The 16,443-nt window shown below is 36.1% G+C and carries 18 protein-coding genes; 6 read left to right on the top strand and 12 right to left on the bottom strand.

Going from position 1 to position 16,443, the window contains the following annotated elements:
• Position 1 precedes the first annotated feature (1 nt).
• Together HW347_RS13930 and HW347_RS13925 are read right to left on the bottom strand one after the other, a co-directional pair.
• Positions 2-1,249, bottom strand: a complete 1,248-nt coding sequence (locus HW347_RS13930; protein WP_225901934.1) for an OmpP1/FadL family transporter — start codon at positions 1,247-1,249, stop codon at positions 2-4.
• Positions 1,242-2,555: a DUF4270 family protein gene (locus HW347_RS13925; protein WP_214612416.1), complete on the bottom strand. Its 1,314-nt coding sequence runs from the start codon at positions 2,553-2,555 to the stop codon at positions 1,242-1,244. The genes HW347_RS13930 and HW347_RS13925 overlap by 8 nt, the downstream gene beginning before the upstream one ends.
• Before the next feature lie 240 nt (positions 2,556-2,795).
• Here HW347_RS13925 and HW347_RS13920 point away from each other — a divergent pair, with 240 nt between their 5' ends.
• The 4 genes from HW347_RS13920 (at position 2,796) to HW347_RS13905 (ending at position 5,966) form a co-directional block, all read left to right on the top strand.
• A complete protein-coding gene (locus HW347_RS13920; protein ID WP_214612415.1) occupies positions 2,796-3,794 on the top strand; it encodes a Kelch repeat-containing protein in 999 nt (332 codons plus the stop codon).
• Positions 3,795-3,859: 65 nt separating this feature from the next.
• A complete protein-coding gene (locus tag HW347_RS13915; RefSeq protein WP_214612414.1) occupies positions 3,860-4,192 on the top strand; it encodes a DUF4907 domain-containing protein in 333 nt (110 codons plus the stop codon).
• 4 nt (positions 4,193-4,196) lie between these two features.
• The gene (locus tag HW347_RS13910) at positions 4,197-5,234 is read left to right on the top strand and encodes a sensor histidine kinase (protein ID WP_214612413.1); all 1,038 of its coding nucleotides are present in this window, start codon (positions 4,197-4,199) and stop codon (positions 5,232-5,234) included.
• A 3-nt stretch (positions 5,235-5,237) separates the two neighbouring features.
• On the top strand, positions 5,238-5,966 hold the full coding sequence (locus tag HW347_RS13905; protein WP_214612412.1) for a LytR/AlgR family response regulator transcription factor: 729 nt from the start codon (positions 5,238-5,240) through the stop codon (positions 5,964-5,966).
• A 72-nt stretch (positions 5,967-6,038) separates the two neighbouring features.
• Here the strand turns inward: HW347_RS13905 and HW347_RS13900 are convergent, their stop codons facing one another.
• The 6 genes from HW347_RS13900 to HW347_RS13875 all read right to left on the bottom strand — a co-directional run bounded on the left by HW347_RS13900 (position 6,039) and on the right by HW347_RS13875 (position 10,097).
• Positions 6,039-6,794 carry a hypothetical protein gene (locus tag HW347_RS13900; protein ID WP_214612411.1) on the bottom strand — a complete coding sequence of 252 codons (756 nt, stop codon included), beginning with the start codon at positions 6,792-6,794 and terminating at the stop codon, positions 6,039-6,041.
• Between the two features lie 6 nt (positions 6,795-6,800).
• Positions 6,801-7,487, bottom strand: coding sequence for an SCO family protein (locus HW347_RS13895; RefSeq protein WP_214612410.1), 687 nt, complete (start codon positions 7,485-7,487; stop codon positions 6,801-6,803).
• Complete coding sequence (locus HW347_RS13890) at positions 7,456-8,064, bottom strand: toxin-antitoxin system YwqK family antitoxin (RefSeq protein ID WP_214612409.1); 609 nt, start codon at positions 8,062-8,064, stop codon at positions 7,456-7,458. Before HW347_RS13890 ends, HW347_RS13895 begins: the two co-directional genes overlap by 32 nt.
• Positions 8,065-8,072: 8 nt before the next feature.
• On the bottom strand, positions 8,073-8,843 hold the full coding sequence (locus tag HW347_RS13885) for a YHYH protein (protein ID WP_214612408.1): 771 nt from the start codon (positions 8,841-8,843) through the stop codon (positions 8,073-8,075).
• Positions 8,844-8,981: 138 nt separating this feature from the next.
• On the bottom strand, positions 8,982-9,611 hold the full coding sequence (locus tag HW347_RS13880) for a hypothetical protein (RefSeq protein ID WP_214612407.1): 630 nt from the start codon (positions 9,609-9,611) through the stop codon (positions 8,982-8,984).
• A 210-nt stretch (positions 9,612-9,821) separates the two neighbouring features.
• Positions 9,822-10,097 carry an EF-hand domain-containing protein gene (locus HW347_RS13875; RefSeq protein WP_155594653.1) on the bottom strand — a complete coding sequence of 92 codons (276 nt, stop codon included), beginning with the start codon at positions 10,095-10,097 and terminating at the stop codon, positions 9,822-9,824.
• 192 nt (positions 10,098-10,289) lie between these two features.
• On the opposite strand from HW347_RS13875, the gene HW347_RS13870 reads away from it, so the two are divergent.
• Entirely contained in the window at positions 10,290-11,321 is a 1,032-nt protein-coding gene (locus HW347_RS13870) for a sensor histidine kinase (protein ID WP_214612406.1), read from the top strand.
• Positions 11,308-12,003: a LytR/AlgR family response regulator transcription factor gene (locus HW347_RS13865; protein WP_214612405.1), complete on the top strand. Its 696-nt coding sequence runs from the start codon at positions 11,308-11,310 to the stop codon at positions 12,001-12,003. Before HW347_RS13870 ends, HW347_RS13865 begins: the two co-directional genes overlap by 14 nt.
• A gap of 148 nt (positions 12,004-12,151) precedes the next feature.
• Here the strand turns inward: HW347_RS13865 and HW347_RS13860 are convergent, their stop codons facing one another.
• The 4 genes from HW347_RS13860 to HW347_RS13845 form a co-directional block, all read right to left on the bottom strand.
• Positions 12,152-12,301, bottom strand: coding sequence for a hypothetical protein (locus HW347_RS13860; RefSeq protein ID WP_155594650.1), 150 nt, complete (start codon positions 12,299-12,301; stop codon positions 12,152-12,154).
• A 249-nt stretch (positions 12,302-12,550) separates the two neighbouring features.
• Positions 12,551-14,041: a BCCT family transporter gene (locus tag HW347_RS13855; protein ID WP_214612404.1), complete on the bottom strand. Its 1,491-nt coding sequence runs from the start codon at positions 14,039-14,041 to the stop codon at positions 12,551-12,553.
• A 65-nt stretch (positions 14,042-14,106) separates the two neighbouring features.
• Positions 14,107-15,006: a hypothetical protein gene (locus HW347_RS13850; protein WP_214612403.1), complete on the bottom strand. Its 900-nt coding sequence runs from the start codon at positions 15,004-15,006 to the stop codon at positions 14,107-14,109.
• Entirely contained in the window at positions 15,003-16,430 is a 1,428-nt protein-coding gene (locus HW347_RS13845; RefSeq protein ID WP_214612402.1) for an SDR family oxidoreductase, read from the bottom strand. The genes HW347_RS13850 and HW347_RS13845 overlap by 4 nt, the downstream gene beginning before the upstream one ends.
• Positions 16,431-16,443 lie beyond the last annotated feature (13 nt).

Raw genomic sequence — 16,443 nt, 5'->3', positions numbered from 1 at the left:
CCTAGTTAATTTTTCGTTTCTGAAACCAAAGATCTTCTAGGCTTAAATTCAAGGTTAACAGATGAAAGTTTTCTTTTATCAGTATGTTTTGAATTTGCCCTTTTGAACCATAGCTATAGGAAAGGTTCATCATAGATTTTTGTCCTTGACCTACGGGTATACCAATACCTGCAGTAATATTATATCCATCTACTTTTTTTCCGTTTATAGAAAGATATCCGTTGTCATAATTAAAACCGGTTCTGTAGCGAATACGGTCTGTGTATTTATAACTTGTAGGGTCTTTTACATACTCAAGGCCAATTCCAAAAATGTCTTGATCGGCATAGCTGCCAAGGCTTTCTGTCTGCCCTGTAGCATCCCAATAGTTCTTTTTATAATCAGCACTTACAGTGAACGACTCAAGAATATTTGCGCTCATTCCTATACCCACTTCAAGTGGCATATTAAAGTCTGCAGAAGTATCACTTTCTCCATCTTCTACGGTAATTTCCGTGCCATCTAAGCTTTTAGTTATGGAACGTTTTATATTTCCTTTTAAGCTAGTAGGTAGTTGAACAGTACTACCAATTGTAAAATTCTCGGAAACATCAAAGTGCATACCAAGCCCCAAACGAATACCGGAATAGTTGGTGGTTTCTTCTGAGCTAAAGGCACTCTGGTTAATTACAAAAGCTTCATTTTCTTCAATGTTTCCGAATAAGATAGATGCGTTAGCGCCAAGCCTTAAATTAGGTAAAACACTATATCCTAAATTGAATTTGAGTTCACTTAAACCACCAATTCCGTTTACATTACTTTCAAACGTTTCATCAGTTCCCTCAATGTTCGTATTAATTCCAATTAAAGAATAACCCACTTCGCTGTAAGGAACAAGAGATATACCTGCACCAAGCCCTTCTGCTACTCTAAAGGCAAGTGCTATATTCGAGAAGTTTATGGTGGTTTTTGTTTCACTATCAGCTTTGTTGCTATACTGGTTGTATTCCCCCTTTATTCCAATATCATAAAAAAATGAACCTTCTGGAATTAATGCATAGTTAGCAGGGTTTAAATTATTAATTTGATTTGAGGTCTTGAGGCCTATTCCTGTATAACCCATTCCGTTGGTTCGCCCAATGCTAGATTGATTTATGGTACCTAGACCATATAATGAATAGGGGGAACTAGTTAAACCTTCTGATTGCGCCCGTACTGAACAGAAGTTTAAGAATAATACAAAAGTGGAAAAGAGTGCGACTTTATTCATCTTCATCATAAATAGCATAAGTAAGTTCAAGAGTGGTGCCTTGAGTATTTATATCTGTATTGAGTACAAAACGGTCCACTGTCGAGTTGTAATTGCTGGGCAAAAGAATTAGGGCATCAGAAGATTCTTGGTCTACGGACAGTAACCCTTCCAAATATCCACTTAAGGGTAATTCGTAATAAACATCATTAAACTCTTGATTGTCTCGGTTTAAAATAGCCTGTGCTGCAGAACCATCTGTTGAAATCAATTGACTGGTTAGTTCATTGTTTTGATCAACGATAAAGATGGATAAGGTATCTCTTAAGGCCAATGCATCATTATATGAGCTTATGGCAGGTGCAATTTTAAGGGAAGCATCTAATAGCGTTCCCTGTCCTTGAATATCAAACACCGTTTTTATATTAGGAAATTCAAGTCTGGTTGCTATACCAATTCCAGACTGAATAAAACTTAGGTTATCCGTTTCAGAGCTAGAGAGGTTAATTTCCTGATCAGTTAATGTCTTTAAATATTCATTGGGTTCGTCTGCAGAGATTTGGTTAAAAAACGGCAGGGGAGAACTACTGGTATTTATGGTGAAATCCGTTGAGTATTGAACATGCTCATTTTCGCCGGCTATACTATAATATAGACGCATATTAGAGGTCAAGGAAAAACCAATTACGGAACCATTATCATCCTCACCAGATTGAACAGAAATGCCATAAAAGTAATTTTTGAACTCATCATAAGTTGTTATTTTCTTCTGCTGTAAATCATCAAAAAGTTCTTGCCCTAGAGTGTCCGTCAGTTTAATTTCTAGAGAATCTGTACCTAAGGGTCTAGGGTAATAATCTAGAGTGCCCAAATCTTCATTCTCAAAACCTATAGTGCTGGTATTATAGAAATTAATACCATCGGCAGGCTTTAGGCTTTCGGTCAATTGTCTTATGTGTATTGTATTTAACTGTAGTGTGTCATTGTAGTAGTAATTATCTGGTCTAAGTAGGAAGGTTATACTATCATATTCGGCATCTGCATCTATGTAATAAGAGCTTGGAATCAATTCCATATAACTAGCCGTTTTTACTGCTCCAAAAACCGGATCACTATATTTTCCAACAAGCATGCGGGCAGATTGTGAGGTATCTATGCTATCAAACTTCATAGTAGAAAAATCTACGGTCATCGTATCTAACTGCACAACGCGTATATCACTGTCGGTAAAGGTGTCGCCCGCCTCAAAATCGGAACTGTTTATGGCATCGGTACTGCATGAAATTAGGATTAGTAAGCAGGTAAAAATGACTAGGGCGTTTTTCATATACATCTTATTTGAGCGTAAATGTATTGTACGCCGTAGTGCCTAAAAACAGGAATAGACCAATGCTCATAGTTATAAGACCAAACCCTGAGTTTTGGCTATTAAACAAGAAATCGTTTTGGTAGATTAAATAGACCTGTTCATGTGTTAAATACAGGGCTTCATCTATTTAGGTTTCAAGGGTGAAAACTGTGTCCTAGTTTTGGTAAAAATTAACCGGCTAACAAAATAGAAAAGCACATGAAAGGATTCAAGTACTATATAGGAACGATAACAATTTTCAGCACAGTAATCTGTTCCCTGGTAAGTTGTTCAAACGATGATGATGACGATGATTACCTAGGGAACTGGGTAGATAGGTCCGTTTTTGATGGTAGTCCGCGTAGTGGAACAGCAAGCTTTACTATTGGTAATACAGGGTATACGGGAGTGGGTTATGACGGTGATGATTACCTTACTTCTTTTTGGTCTTATGACATGGATGGAGATTTTTGGTCTCAAAAAGCTGACTTTATAGGAAGCGCTAGAAATGCAGCCGTGGGTTTCGAAATTGACGGAACGGGTTACATCGGTTCAGGATATGATGGATTAGATGAGCTGGCCGATTTTTATGCTTATAATGCAGGTTCCAACTCATGGCAAGAAATTGCTGCTTTACCAACAACGGGAAGACGTAGTGCTGTTGCATTTGGTATGAACGGACTTGGTTATTTTGGAACGGGTTATGATGGCGAGAATGATCGTAAAGATTTTTGGAAGTACAACCCAGCTACGGACTCATGGTCCGAACTAGTTGGTTTTGGCGGTGATAAAAGAAGAGCAGCTACAACTTTCACGATTGGAGATAAAGTTTATTTAGGAACGGGAGTATCTAACGGAATTTATATTGATGATTTCTGGGCATTTGATGCAGCTACCGAAACTTGGACCAAAAAACTAGACCTAGATGAAGAAGATGATTATTCCATTACAAGAAGTAATGCGGTTGGCTTTACTCTAAATGGGTATGGTTATATAGCTACCGGAGTATCTAGTGGCACGTTAGGTACTGTTTGGCAGTACGATCCAAGCACAGATGATTGGGAATTAAAAACAAGTTTTGAAGGTACTACAAGACAAGACGGGGTGGCCTTCTCTAACGGAACTAAAGCTGTTGTGGGCTTGGGGAAAACGGGAAGTCTTTATTTAGATGACCTATACGAATTTTTACCTTTTGATGAGTATGATGATGAAGACTAGTTGATTATTTGAGTGAGTTATGGGGCAGTACTTTGAGGGCTGCCCCATTTTTTAATTGGGTACATATGAAAACAAAAAAAACATATTTTTTCTTATCGGCTTTGCTCGTTGCTCTTGTTTATATTGCATTTAGATATAATGAAGTAAAACAAGATACCACAGGACTTCATACAGAGGTTTTACAGGTGAATGAAGGATATGGGTATAAAATTTTATATGATGACAAGGTATTGGTAAAACAAGATTTTATACCTGCAATTCAAGGAAAGAAATCTTTTGAATCAGAAAAAGAGGCTATGCTGGTTGGAAATATGGTCCTGAGAAAGATAGAAAAAGGAGAAGACCCCTACATCTCTATTTCTGAACTTAAGGATTTACAAATATCTATTTTAGATTAATAAAATGAACGCCTCCAAAAAAAAATACTTGCCACAATGGTTTGTACATGCCTTCTTGTGGTGTGCACTTTTTGGCGTTTTAATTTATCCGTTTTTGCTTGAGTCAAGATCCATACCACCTCATATTGGTATTAAATTGGTAATGGCAGCGGTATTATTTTACTTCAATTATTACTACCTGGTTCCGAACTTCCTGCTGAAGGATAAAATGAAAACCTACATTGGTATTTCAATAGTCTTAATATTAGCTGTGGGTTACGGAGCTCATAATCTATTTCCTTTTGAAGGACCAAAAGACTTTGGCCCCATTACAGAATATATGAAAGAACGAAGGGGGTCTAGGATGCCTATTCGGTTTTCGTTAATGCCATTTGTAACTTTTGGGATACCTTATATTTTTGCCATAATGCTCCGCGTTTATAATGAGTTACAAAAGAACGAGGACCTTCGGAGATCTGTAGAAAAAGAAAAGGTGCAATCGGAATTACAATTCCTAAAAACGCAGTTAAACCCTCATTTTCTTTTTAACTCGCTTAATACCATTTACTCTTTATCGGTCAAAAAGTCTCCGGATACATCTGAGGCAATTATAAACTTATCGGAATTAATGCGTTATATGATATATGAGGCAGATAAAGACCTTGTACCGTTAAACAAAGAAATAGAGTATATTAAAAGTTATGTAGCCTTGCAAAGGTTACGATTGGCAAATAGTGAAAATGTGTATTTGAAAATTTCTGGTGATGATACAGGAAAGATAATACCGGCACTGCTATTTATTTCATTCATAGAAAACGCTTTTAAATACGGCACGGACTATGATGGAAAGACCAGTGTTAAAATAAACCTTTTGATCAAAGAGAAGTCTATACATCTATACGTTGTTAATAAAATAGGAAAGCACCAGGCAAAATCAGAGAGTAGTGGGGTTGGTCTTCAGAACGTAAAGAATAGGTTGAACTTTTTATATCCCAATTCCCATGAATTGGATATAAAGGATGATGGAGATACTTATGAAGTTAATTTAATTTTAAACCTATAAAATATGAACTGCATACTCATTGATGATGAACCGTTGGCTATTGAGATATTGGTAGACTACTGTAAGAAAATAGGTTTTATTGAGGTCATAGGTACCTTTACAAATCCCTTAGAGGCTATTGCAACGATAAACGAAAAGAAGGTAGATCTTATTTTTTGTGATATTGAAATGCCCCAAATTAACGGATTGGATTTTATTAGCGCGTTAAATAATAGACCACTTTTTATTTTTACTACTGCCTATTCTCAATATGCTGTGGAAGGTTTTGAACTTAATGCGGTAGACTACTTGGTGAAACCAATTCCGTACCAACGTTTTATTAAAGCTGTTTTAAGGGCAAAAGAGATTTTGACGCGTAAAGATTTGCCAGCAACAGCTGCCAATGTGTTTCCGTCAAATGGCGATGCCAATGAAAGTCAGAAATTTATTTTTGTGAAATCAGAACATGAAAGTGTGAAAATTAATTTAGACGATATACAGTACGTACAAGGGCTAAAGGATTATTTAAAGATTCATGTGGTAGGGAGTAATAAAGCAATTTTAACGCTTCTTAGTTTTAAGGATATATTAGAAAAACTTCCTCAAAATCAATTTGTTAGAGTTCATAAATCTTTTGTTGTAAACGTAGATTTTATAAAAACTATACAGCGGAACAGAATTGTAATTGATGATATTCGTATACCTATAGGCGAAAGCCATAAGACACAGTTTTTCTCTATGTTGGGACTTTAGTAAAAGGTCTTTTTAGCTTAAACTTAAAAGAGCTGTGTTGTTATCAATTCTAAAGAATTGAAACTCTAGGGGCTAAAGTGAATAGCCTAATTCCTTTCTTAATTTTAAAGACATTACTTGCGTTCTATTTCTTAACTTTTTAGCGCTGGTAAGTAAATTTTCTGTTTGTAGAAAACGGTCCACCAAACTGTTTTGATAGTCTTTACTATGTAATAAATCATTATAATTAGATTGTTCTCCAAATTCTTGTATCCTCATGTATTTAGGATTGTCTTTGGATAGTATATCCTTCAACGCTAAGTGCTTCTCCAATGAGGGTTGCAATCTGTCTAAAACAATCTCTTTAATTTTGGAGTCTATAGATTTTAGTTTCTGTATTTCTGCAGGGTAATTGGTGATTAAGCTCTTTAGGGAGTCACTTTCAATAAGTTCAAACTTGGTGGTACTGATTACAGAGTTTAGAGCGCCTTCCAAAAGGTTAATTTCAGAGTAGTTAATATGTACAATAGTATCTTTTGCTCCTTCTGTAATTTCTTCGGGAGGAAGCCCAATATAGTTCATGGTACCTTCCAACCTTTTTGAAGATTCTGAGTAGCGGTCTATTGAGGTGTTTAGAATTTTTAGATTTGTATTAAGTTCATCATATAAGCTCTCGTATATTTTAAGCTCTACGATTCTGTTTTTACGAATCTCGTTCAAGTCATTTATTTTCCAGGCAATTAATATACCTATGGCAATGAGAAGAATTTCGCCAAAGGCATAAGCCAAATAACTTTTTAATTTTCCTGAATCCAGTAATTTTTTACGGATTTTTCTAAATACTGTCATGAGTAGTTATTCCTTTTTTAAGGCCTTAATGTCAGTAATCAATTGGGCAACTGAAGAACGGTTTAAACCGTTGTATATACCTCTTATGTGTTTATTTTTATCAATCAGTAAGAAGTTCTCTGTGTGCAAGAAATCGTTTATGTCTTTTGGAACACCTAAATCGTTTTCAACAAAATATTGGTTTCGTCCTAGATTATATATTTCCTGCTTATCACCTGTTACCAAGTGCCATTTGTTAGCGATAATTCCATTTTTATCGGCATAGGTTTTTAGTACGGGAATAGAATCTATTGTAGGTGTCACAGAATGTGAAAGTATTAAAACACTAGGGTCTTCCTTAAAAGCCTCTTGTACTTTTTGCATGTTACCCATCATCTTAAGACAAATGCCAGGGCAGCTGGTAAAAAAGAAATCAGTTACGTAGATTTTATCATCAAAAGTTTCAGGAGTTATGGTATCTCCCAATTGATTTAAAAGCTCGTAATCCGGAATCTTATGAAACGCCTTTTCTTCTTGAGAACCTGGTTCTAACCAATGTGGTGTAAAAGATTCGTCGCCAAAGTAAGGCAGGTGTTCAACTCTGCTGGAAACCTCTTTCTCTTGATTCTCCTTTTTTACTGTTTGATTACATCCGATTAAAACCGAAAGCAAAAGTAAAAAACTATATTTTTTTATCCCTGATGACAACTTCATCTTTTAATTTATAACATGAATTAGCTCTTCTCATTCCAAAAATACGACCGTTTTTGGCTTCGTAGTTTACATACAGTTTACCGTTTTTGAGCCAGGCTTTTTGCATTCCCTGCTCTTTGCCCTCTACTAAATTTCTCTCTTTTGCAATCTCACCTGTATCATACCAGTGTTTTTGCACTCCATGTAGAACACCATCAACATAATGAGATTCTTCTGAAAGCGAACCGTTCTCCCACCAGGTTTTATATAAGCCGTCTAAACGATTGTGTTTGTAATATGATTGAATGCGCTGTACATTGTTATTAGACCATTGTTTGAAAATTCCTTCCCTTTTTCCGTCTACATAACCTAAGCGTTCACCCAATGCTCCATTGGCATGAAATTTTACCGAGTACCCATTAAACGGCTCATTTTTATAGTACCATCTACCTTCAATTTGATTTAGTGTCAAATCCTTTTTTAGAACCTCAAGGTTATTGATGACAATGGTTTCTTCAACCTTTGGTTCTACTTCCTTGCTCTCTTTGCAACTGGCAAGAGAGAGCATAAGAAATAACATAAAGTAGAATAATTTCATAATGTTTTTTAATAACCTTGGTAAGGACCGGCAAAAGCAAGGTATGATCCTGTAGTAGAATATATTTCGTTTATAATATGATAGTGGTATTCTTCTGCACCATCTGTGTATTGTGTAGTTGAAACATGACCTCCTGATGAATCAAGGTCTGTTGGGTACGCCTCTGTTGAGTTACATTTTCTTCCATAAAGAAAAACTCCGTCTAGCAAGATACCTACAAGTTTATCATCATCGTTAGTAAATGCTATTGGCTCTAAATGGTAATGGTATACACCAGGACCAATATGGGCACCGGTCCAATCTAAGCTGGCAGCTGCTTGGTCTAATGCACCGGCTCCTTCTTGATCATTAAATAGTGATGAGCCACTTACTGCAATACCAATAGTGTTAAAATCTGTATCTACAGTATTTCCGGTAAGGTCTGGGGTGGCATCTACTCTAATTGTAGTAGCATTATTGTTGCTGGTCATTATACTAGGTGTCACCGCTACATCTGGCTCTTCTCTATATAAATCACTGTTTTCGCCCCAATAAACAGTTTCATGATTAGGTAGTCCTGTGGTTTCAATAACAACTTCAGAACCATCTAAATAAATTGTGGTAGCGTCACTGTTAAAAGCAGCATAGGCAGCGTGCAGTTCGGTTACAGTTTCTTCTTCGCTGTCTTCATCAATAACACTATCGTCCGTGCTATCCGTACTACAGGCTATAAGATTAAAGGAAATAATAGCTAAGGCAATCCCAAATGGAAAAGCTTTGTTTAGGTTTTTTTTGTTCATTTTATTTATTTTAGATAACTGATTATTAGTATTTTATATCGCTCGAATTACGTAAATAATTAGATACCAAAATGGAGCAATCAGTAAGTGAGCCTTAACTTTCAGCAAACATGCGGAATGATTCAGTAAAGCAAATCATCAAACTGCTTTAAGTACGACTTCTTCTCTTGTAAATATTTTAGAAATGATAAACACAGAAAAGAGAACTAGTAATGTTAGAGCAATAAAGGGTGCTATTAAATTGGATTCATCGCCATTTAGTTGATATCTTCCATTTACCTTGTCAATGGAAACCATAAACTGATTATCTTTTTTAATCTCGAAATTTTTTGAGGATTCCGATGCATCAATAATTTTAAAAACAGTGATTTGGTCCGATGTTTCATTAAATCCTTTTAACTGAACACGTAAGTTGTTTATCTCATTGGGTAGACCGGTAACTCTAAATTCCAGGTCTGTTTGATCTTCCATTTTTATGGAGCCTTCTCTAAGTTCTCCTATGAAATTAGTGTTGGCATTCAATAGAATATTATCCTTTGTGTAGCCTATTACCAGTTTTTGAAATTCATCGGCAGATAATTCATCAATTTTAATTTCAGGAAAATTCTGAATCAATTGTTCTCTAAAACCGTCAAAAGAGGAGCTTACGTGTAGCGTCCAATTATTTTGTTGGTCCTGCGCCAAAGTCATAGTAGAAATTTGTGAACTATGGGCACTAACGCATAACGAGTAGAACCCTATTAAAATGCCAATGATTATTTTTTTCATGATGTCTAATTTTATTTTAATGCTATCATGTTTTATTTAATTTCAAAAATCTCTGTGCTTAAGGAAAACAACCTATAAAGTTGTTTTCCAGTAGCGGCAACATGGTAAGGGTAACCTGGTTTCTCCTTTTCATTTTCGCTCAATAATTTAAACTAAGGAAACCCTTCCATAGCGTAACAGGTCATTGATTGTTTGAGATTTTTTCTCGTATTACTTTTTACCTCTCTTAGGCTTTGGAGCATTTTTCAATTCCTCAAGTGTTAGATACCCATCTTCATCTGTATCTATTTTTGAAAAATCGTTTTTTATTGGCCCCTTTACTTCTTTCTCAGATAGTTTTCCGTCTTCATCAGCATCCATCTGTTTAATTAATTCTGTAGCAGATGGTGGTTCCTGTCCTCGCTTTTCTTGTGCAGACGTAGTTTGGATAGAAATAATGGTAAGAGCTACTGTTGCAATTGCTGTGTAAAATGACTTCTTTTTCATAATATTTATTTTTAATTGTTTCTATTTGTGATTACAAAGGTGGGCAAAGGTTATATACAGTATGACGCCAATTGGTAAGTGACGAGAGCTTTTAAGTGAATGCCATGTTCTGCTCAGTAAAGCCCATTATTTAAAGGGTTTTGAGTGATCTTTTTTGGGTTTTGCTGAGAAATAATTACTTTAATTTGTAGTATGAAACAAACGTATCGCTTTCTTTTTCATGTTTTCTTATGGCTAGCAGTATGGCTAATGGCTTGGCTGTTGCTTAATGAAAACAGTATTTTTTTAGATAAAAATGCCCCTTCGTTCTTAATGCAGATTGTTGTTATTGCTGTTCTAATTTATATAACGGCACCAACACTATTGTTCAAGAAAAAGTATCTCTTGTTCGGGGTTGTCTCGGTAGCCCTTATTATTCTTTGCTCCTTTTTAATATCAGAAAGTATGGGGTTGCCAGAACGCGGTATTCCACCGCCAATGAGGGGCGAACATAGAGGAGGTCCACCAATGGGGCCGCCTCAAATATTGATTCAGTTTTTAATACTATCCATTGCCTATGTACTAGCTACTTTTGTAGAGACTTTTTTATTCGCTCAAAAGAAAGAGGAGGAGACTATCAGGAATAAGAATGAAAATCTTCAGATGGAATTGAAGTTCTTAAAATCGCAGATTAATCCACATTTTCTGTTCAATTCTCTAAACAATATTTATGCATTATCCGTAATTGATTCCAATAAAACACAGGAGAGTATTGGAACTTTGTCAGATATGTTAAGGTATGTGTTGTATGAATGTGAACAGCCTACGGTTCCTATTAAAAAGGAGATTGCGTATATTAGTAATTACTTAAATTTATTTCGTTTAAAAAGTAGTAAACCGTTTCCTATTAAGACAGATTTTCAAGTTTCTAATTCTGGCGCTATGATAGCTCCCATGATATTTATTCCCTATGTAGAGAATGCCCTCAAACATGGTAATATAGATCACGTGGCAGATGGTTACCTAGAGATAAAAGTACATTCTGATGATAAGAAAATTAATTTTTATGTGGCCAATAGTGTTTCTGAGAGGCCTGCTCAGAAAGATGCTGTAGGTGGTATTGGATTAGAAAATGTGAAGAAGCGTTTGGAAATATTGTACCCAAATAAACATGAATTAAGTATTGTACAAACCCCAGAAAGTTATACCGTAAACCTTAGCATAAGTTTAAATGGAGCCAATTAAATGTATTGTTGTAGATGATGAAGAATTGGCACGAGGCCTTTTAAAAGCTTATATCAATAGGTTAGATTTTTTAACGCTAATAGCTGAGGTCGCAAATCCTCTGGATGCACTGCAAATTATGAAAGAGGAAAGGATAGATGTACTTTTTCTTGATATTCAGATGCCTGAAATAAAAGGTACTGATTTTGCAAAATTAGTTCCTGAGCATACCCAAGTTATATTCACCACGGCATATTCTGAATATGCATTGGAAGGTTTTGAACTTAACGCACTTGATTATCTTTTAAAGCCCATCACTTTTGAACGCTTTTTGGCAGCTGTAAATAAGGCAAAACCTAAATACGAAGATGTTAGTCCTGAGAAGGCTTCATCGGGCAAAGATAGTATTACCGTAAAATCTGGCTATGATCTTCATAAAATTAAGTATGAAGACATTCTGTATATAGAAAGTGATAGTGAATATGTAAATTTTTATTTAGGCGATAAAAAGTTGATGAGTTTGCAGTCGCTAAAAAAGCTATTGGATATATTACCAGAAGACCAGTTTATGCGCGTTCATCGTTCATATATTATAAACCGAAACAAGGTAACTGCTTTAAAAGGGCGAGATATTTATATAGGCGATAAGGAAATACCCGTTAGCGCTCAATATTTTGATGCAGTAAAACAGGAATTGTTCTAAATCCTTGTATCTGAAGTGCAACCAGTACAGAAATAATAATAAAAAAAGGACCTAGATGTATCTAGGTCCTTTTCGCATTTTAAGTAGGAATGTTCGAGGTGAAAACATTTAGGCTTTTGGGAAACCTAAATAGTCTTCATAATATTTTTTAGTTCAATCCGTGTTGGGTTGAAACTTGTTCTATAGTAACGTCTGCCACCGCATGCTCTGTTTGTTGACTCTTGTTCTCATTATTATAAATAATTACTGCTGTAACAAAGCTGGCTAAGTAAAGTAGGCTTTTTAATTTCTTGTTCATGACGGTGGGGGTTTTTATTTCTGAAGCTAATTTACGGCGACTATTAACTCAAAAAACGCGTTTGTTGCCAAATGACATTTTTCCGATGTCAAAGTTTAATTTTTTGTTGAATAGCATTTTGGCTTATCGGAGATTTGAAACACTTCATCGAGAACCTTGTTTTCAAAGGGATTTCTGAGCATCGCAAAATTTAGGGTAAAGGCCAATAAATTTGTAGAATAATAAGGTTTGGCAATAAAAACCTTAGTTTTAAGCCAGCTTTTCTTTTCTATTCATAAGTTCCCACACAAAAGCTCCTGCCATGTACACCATAAAGAGTGCAAATGGTAAAGAGGTTACAATTAAAAGCTTTTGTACGGCGGTGAGTACATCTATATCAGGTTTTGCATTCCCTAGAAGAAGTAAAGACATGGTAGCCATCAAAATAAAAACGGCCCAAATAAGCCTATGTTTTTTGCTAGGGTCTTTTTTACCATGGTCCGTAAACATACTCAACACAAATACGGCAGAATCTACTGAGGTTACCAAAAAACTGATAAGTAGAAAGATGGTTGTAAAATTCAAAAGGGTGGCTATAGGGTAGTTTCCAAAAAATACAAAAATGGATGAGAAGACATTTCCAAACTCATTATTATAAGAACCCCATGATTCAATAAGTTCAAAAGCTGAGGTTCCAAAAACCGAGAACCAAAAAAATGTTCCTAAAGAAGGAATGATTAATACACCCAACAGGAGCTGTCTCAAAGTACGCCCTTTAGAAATTCTGGCAATGAAGATACCTGTAAACGGAGCCCATGCAAGCCAAAAAGCCCAGTAATAGAAAGTCCAATCAGTTAAGAAAGTCATTCCTGGGTGATAACTTCCGTAAGCTAAACTCATAGGAACAAAGTCAATAAGGTAGTTCAGGGTGGCTGTACCAAAGGCAATTAGTATTTCGGTAATATCACTCATCAGAAAAACGAAAAGCAATAGAAGCGTTGTAATAATAATATTAACTTTTGAAATAATTTGGATTCCCTTATTTACACCTTGCCATGCAGAATAAAATGCAATTGCAGAAATTAGAGAGGCTAGAAGTAGGGTAGTCGTTACTCCAAAATTAGTTGTAAAAACATGGTTAAGGCCTCCGTTTATTTGTGTGGTGCCTAAACCAATGGCAGCGATAAGACCAAAAACCGTAGTGACAATGGTCATAATGTCAATTCCACTTTTTGCAATGGGATTAGAAATACTGTCTTCTATAGTAGAGCTTACCCGTACTTTCTTTTTTCTAACGAAAAGTGCGTAGCCTACAACCATGGCAAAAAGCCCGTAAAAGGCCCAAGCTGTAAACCCCCATTGATAAAAAGTGAATTCCAGTGCTAATATTTCTGGTTGCAAACTTGATTGATAAGGCGGATGTTGTTGCATGAAAACAGGCTCTTGAACAGCACGCAATAAAATACCGGACCCCATTCCTGCGCTGTAAAGCATGGCCGTCCACGCCCAAAGAGAATATTCGGGTTTTGAATCTTTCTTGCCAAGTTTAATTTTTCCAAAGGGCGAAAATGCTATCGCCAATAAGAACAATACACAGCCCAGACCTAAATAAAGGTAGAAGAAACCAAAATAGTTACGAACCCACATTGATGCCATTTCAATAGCTTCATAGCTTGCTTCTGTGGCAAAGAACACTACCAAAGTGAAAAATAAGATAATGCCAATAGAGACAGAAAGTAAGGGATTCTTTAGGTGTTTCATGAAATGTCCATTCGGTTTTGGAGGTAGTTTTGCGCATTAGTCGCATTTAGTATCTAACCTATCCATTACTTCTCATAGAGGAGTTTAATATAAGAACTTTGCCCTAAATCAGATTCCAATACCGCCATGAATTCTTCCGTTTCTGTTTTAATTAGAATGGCAGCTGTGTTAGGGGCAACCTCTCCTAAATTTTCGGCATGCAGGGTTATTATGTTTTGCCCCGGTTGTAATGTGAGGTCAAAAAATTGCTTTTTGCTTTTCAGTTGAACATGCTCAACAGCAATTTCTCCGTTTAGATAAATGGTAACAATGTCATTATCTATTCTGCGATGATCATAAAGACCCAACTGGATTTTATTCTCTGAGACGGTGTAACTCTTTTTACTGTCTATTAATGTACGTTCGGCTATTTTGGCTGGTATTGCTGTTTTATTGATACCAGCTTTTTTAAATTGAACAGATTTGTTTTTTGGTCCGGTAGGAAGAGGTTTTGCAAAAACACCTATAACCGTAATATCTTTTTTAAAGTCGATAGGTGACGGTTTGCCATTTTCATTTTCAAGAGCTACGGTTAAATGGTCATAAACTTGATCGGGCCTAACAATAAATGTAAAATGACCACGGGTAGCAAAGCTAGGCGGAGGATTTACTTCTAGTTTAGGTGAAGGCTGAACAGATTCTACAATACTTGAAATACCGTCGTTAACAATTGTTTTACTAGATGGGAATACGGCTATGGGATACGAGTAACTTTGATTCGGCAGTTGCCTACCAAAAATCCAAAAACCAATTTCATAAGCTGCTCCAGGTTGTAGAGGCTTGTTGAGTTTTGTTGTAATAACGGATTCAAAGCCAGAAGGAGCCGTTTTTGGAATTTCCAATTTACTTAATCCGGAGGTCTGCCCATACGTAAATGTTAGGGTTGCCAGACTGATTAGGAAAAAAAGTGCTAGTTTTATCTTCATTTTGCTTTAGCGATATTACGGATCATTCCACCAAAAATAAAGTAATGAAAAGGTACAATACTATACCAGTACAATCGCCCTTTTAAACCTCTAGGTCTAAAAGTTGCAGTTTGGTGAAGCACATTGTTTTCATCAATTTTAAACTCTAGCCAAGCTTCTCCCGGTAGTTTCATTTCAGCAAAAAGTAATAAACGTTTCGCTTTTTTATCAGCTAAGAGTACACGCCAAAAATCTAATGAATCACCGGCATAAATTTTATCTGGGTGCGTTCTACCACGACGTAGCCCAACGCCGCCAGAAAATTTATCGATAATCCCTCTAATTTTCCATAGCCAGTTGCCGTAGTACCAACCTGTATTTCCGCCAATTTTCCAAATATTCTTCAGGACCTGTTCTGGATTATCAACCTTTATTTTCTTCACGTCTTTAAGAACTCCATATTTGGGAACCTGAATATATTTCTCCAAATTCTTTTTAAAGCGGCCGCTTACCATACTGTCTTTCCAGCTGCTGACTACCAAGTTTTGTTCTATTTTTTTAAAGGCCAAGTCAATAGCCTCTTTGTAAGTGTGAGGTTTAATATCTAGCAGTTTCTGTAACCTCTGGTCTTTGGCAATGACCTCAATTTTCATGCTGTCTACAAGATTCAATGCCAGCTTATAGGAAGTTGAGGTAACAAAATATAACCAATAACTAGATAATTTGGGCGTCATTACGGGAACCGTTAAAATATAGTTCTTGAAACCACGCACCTCTGCATACTGTTCTAACATTTGTTTATAGGTTAGAACATCTGGCCCAGCAATATCAAAAGAATCGTTATAGGTTTTTTCGTTGCCAAGAACACCGGTCAAAAAGGCAAGAATGTCACGTATAGCAATAGGTTGAGTTTTGGTTAAAACCCATTTAGGCGTTATCATAAAAGGTAGTTTCTCGCAGAGGTCACGTATGATTTCAAAAGATGAACTACCAGAACCCACAATAATACCAGCTCTTAAAACCGTAAGTTGAAAAGAGCCCTCATAAAGTATGCGCTCCACATTTTTTCTAGACCAAAGATGTTTGGAGAGATTTTCTTCATTAACAATACCACTCAAATAAATAACTTGCTTTACTTCTGTTTCACTTAGATAGGCATTGAAATTTTCTGCCGTCTTTGCTTCTAGGGTGTCAAAATCCTGTATTGAGGAGCTCATAGAGTGAATCAAGAAATAGGCAACATCAATGTCTTTAGGAATTTTAAAAGGTTCTACCTCTTTTAAAAAATCTACTTCAAGGACTTCAATCTGTGCCCGTGTTTCTTTATCAATAGAGAACCGCGCTTCGTCACGCACAGTACAAACAACTTCATGGCCCATTTCTAACAACTGTGGTAGTAATCGCATACCAATATAACCGTTGGCACCTGTTAAGAGTATTTTCATGTTCTGTTACGTG

The sequence above is a fragment of the Zobellia barbeyronii genome, assembly GCF_018603515.1.
Lineage (GTDB): Bacteria > Bacteroidota > Bacteroidia > Flavobacteriales > Flavobacteriaceae > Zobellia > Zobellia barbeyronii.
This window is presented reverse-complemented; position numbering and strand designations above follow the sequence as displayed.

Bases quoted from the DNA above. Each gene is read 5' to 3' on its own strand.
- HW347_RS13870 (WP_214612406.1), top strand. From the start codon at position 10,290: ATGAAACAAACGTATCGCTTTCTTTTTCATGTTTTCTTATGGCTAGCA.
- HW347_RS13930 (WP_225901934.1), bottom strand. From the start codon at position 1,249: ATGAATAAAGTCGCACTCTTTTCCACTTTTGTATTATTCTTAAACTTC.
- HW347_RS13915 (WP_214612414.1), top strand. From the start codon at position 3,860: ATGAAAACAAAAAAAACATATTTTTTCTTATCGGCTTTGCTCGTTGCT.
- HW347_RS13850 (WP_214612403.1), bottom strand. From the start codon at position 15,006: ATGAAGATAAAACTAGCACTTTTTTTCCTAATCAGTCTGGCAACCCTA.
- HW347_RS13865 (WP_214612405.1), top strand. From the start codon at position 11,308: ATGGAGCCAATTAAATGTATTGTTGTAGATGATGAAGAATTGGCACGA.
- HW347_RS13860 (WP_155594650.1), bottom strand. From the start codon at position 12,301: ATGAACAAGAAATTAAAAAGCCTACTTTACTTAGCCAGCTTTGTTACA.
- HW347_RS13910 (WP_214612413.1), top strand. From the start codon at position 4,197: ATGAACGCCTCCAAAAAAAAATACTTGCCACAATGGTTTGTACATGCC.
- HW347_RS13905 (WP_214612412.1), top strand. From the start codon at position 5,238: ATGAACTGCATACTCATTGATGATGAACCGTTGGCTATTGAGATATTG.
- HW347_RS13925 (WP_214612416.1), bottom strand. From the start codon at position 2,555: ATGAAAAACGCCCTAGTCATTTTTACCTGCTTACTAATCCTAATTTCA.
- HW347_RS13880 (WP_214612407.1), bottom strand. From the start codon at position 9,611: ATGAAAAAAATAATCATTGGCATTTTAATAGGGTTCTACTCGTTATGC.
- HW347_RS13900 (WP_214612411.1), bottom strand. From the start codon at position 6,794: ATGACAGTATTTAGAAAAATCCGTAAAAAATTACTGGATTCAGGAAAA.
- HW347_RS13845 (WP_214612402.1), bottom strand. From the start codon at position 16,430: ATGAAAATACTCTTAACAGGTGCCAACGGTTATATTGGTATGCGATTA.
- HW347_RS13875 (WP_155594653.1), bottom strand. From the start codon at position 10,097: ATGAAAAAGAAGTCATTTTACACAGCAATTGCAACAGTAGCTCTTACC.
- HW347_RS13855 (WP_214612404.1), bottom strand. From the start codon at position 14,041: ATGAAACACCTAAAGAATCCCTTACTTTCTGTCTCTATTGGCATTATC.
- HW347_RS13890 (WP_214612409.1), bottom strand. From the start codon at position 8,064: ATGAAATTATTCTACTTTATGTTATTTCTTATGCTCTCTCTTGCCAGT.
- HW347_RS13895 (WP_214612410.1), bottom strand. From the start codon at position 7,487: ATGAAGTTGTCATCAGGGATAAAAAAATATAGTTTTTTACTTTTGCTT.
- HW347_RS13920 (WP_214612415.1), top strand. From the start codon at position 2,796: ATGAAAGGATTCAAGTACTATATAGGAACGATAACAATTTTCAGCACA.
- HW347_RS13885 (WP_214612408.1), bottom strand. From the start codon at position 8,843: ATGAACAAAAAAAACCTAAACAAAGCTTTTCCATTTGGGATTGCCTTA.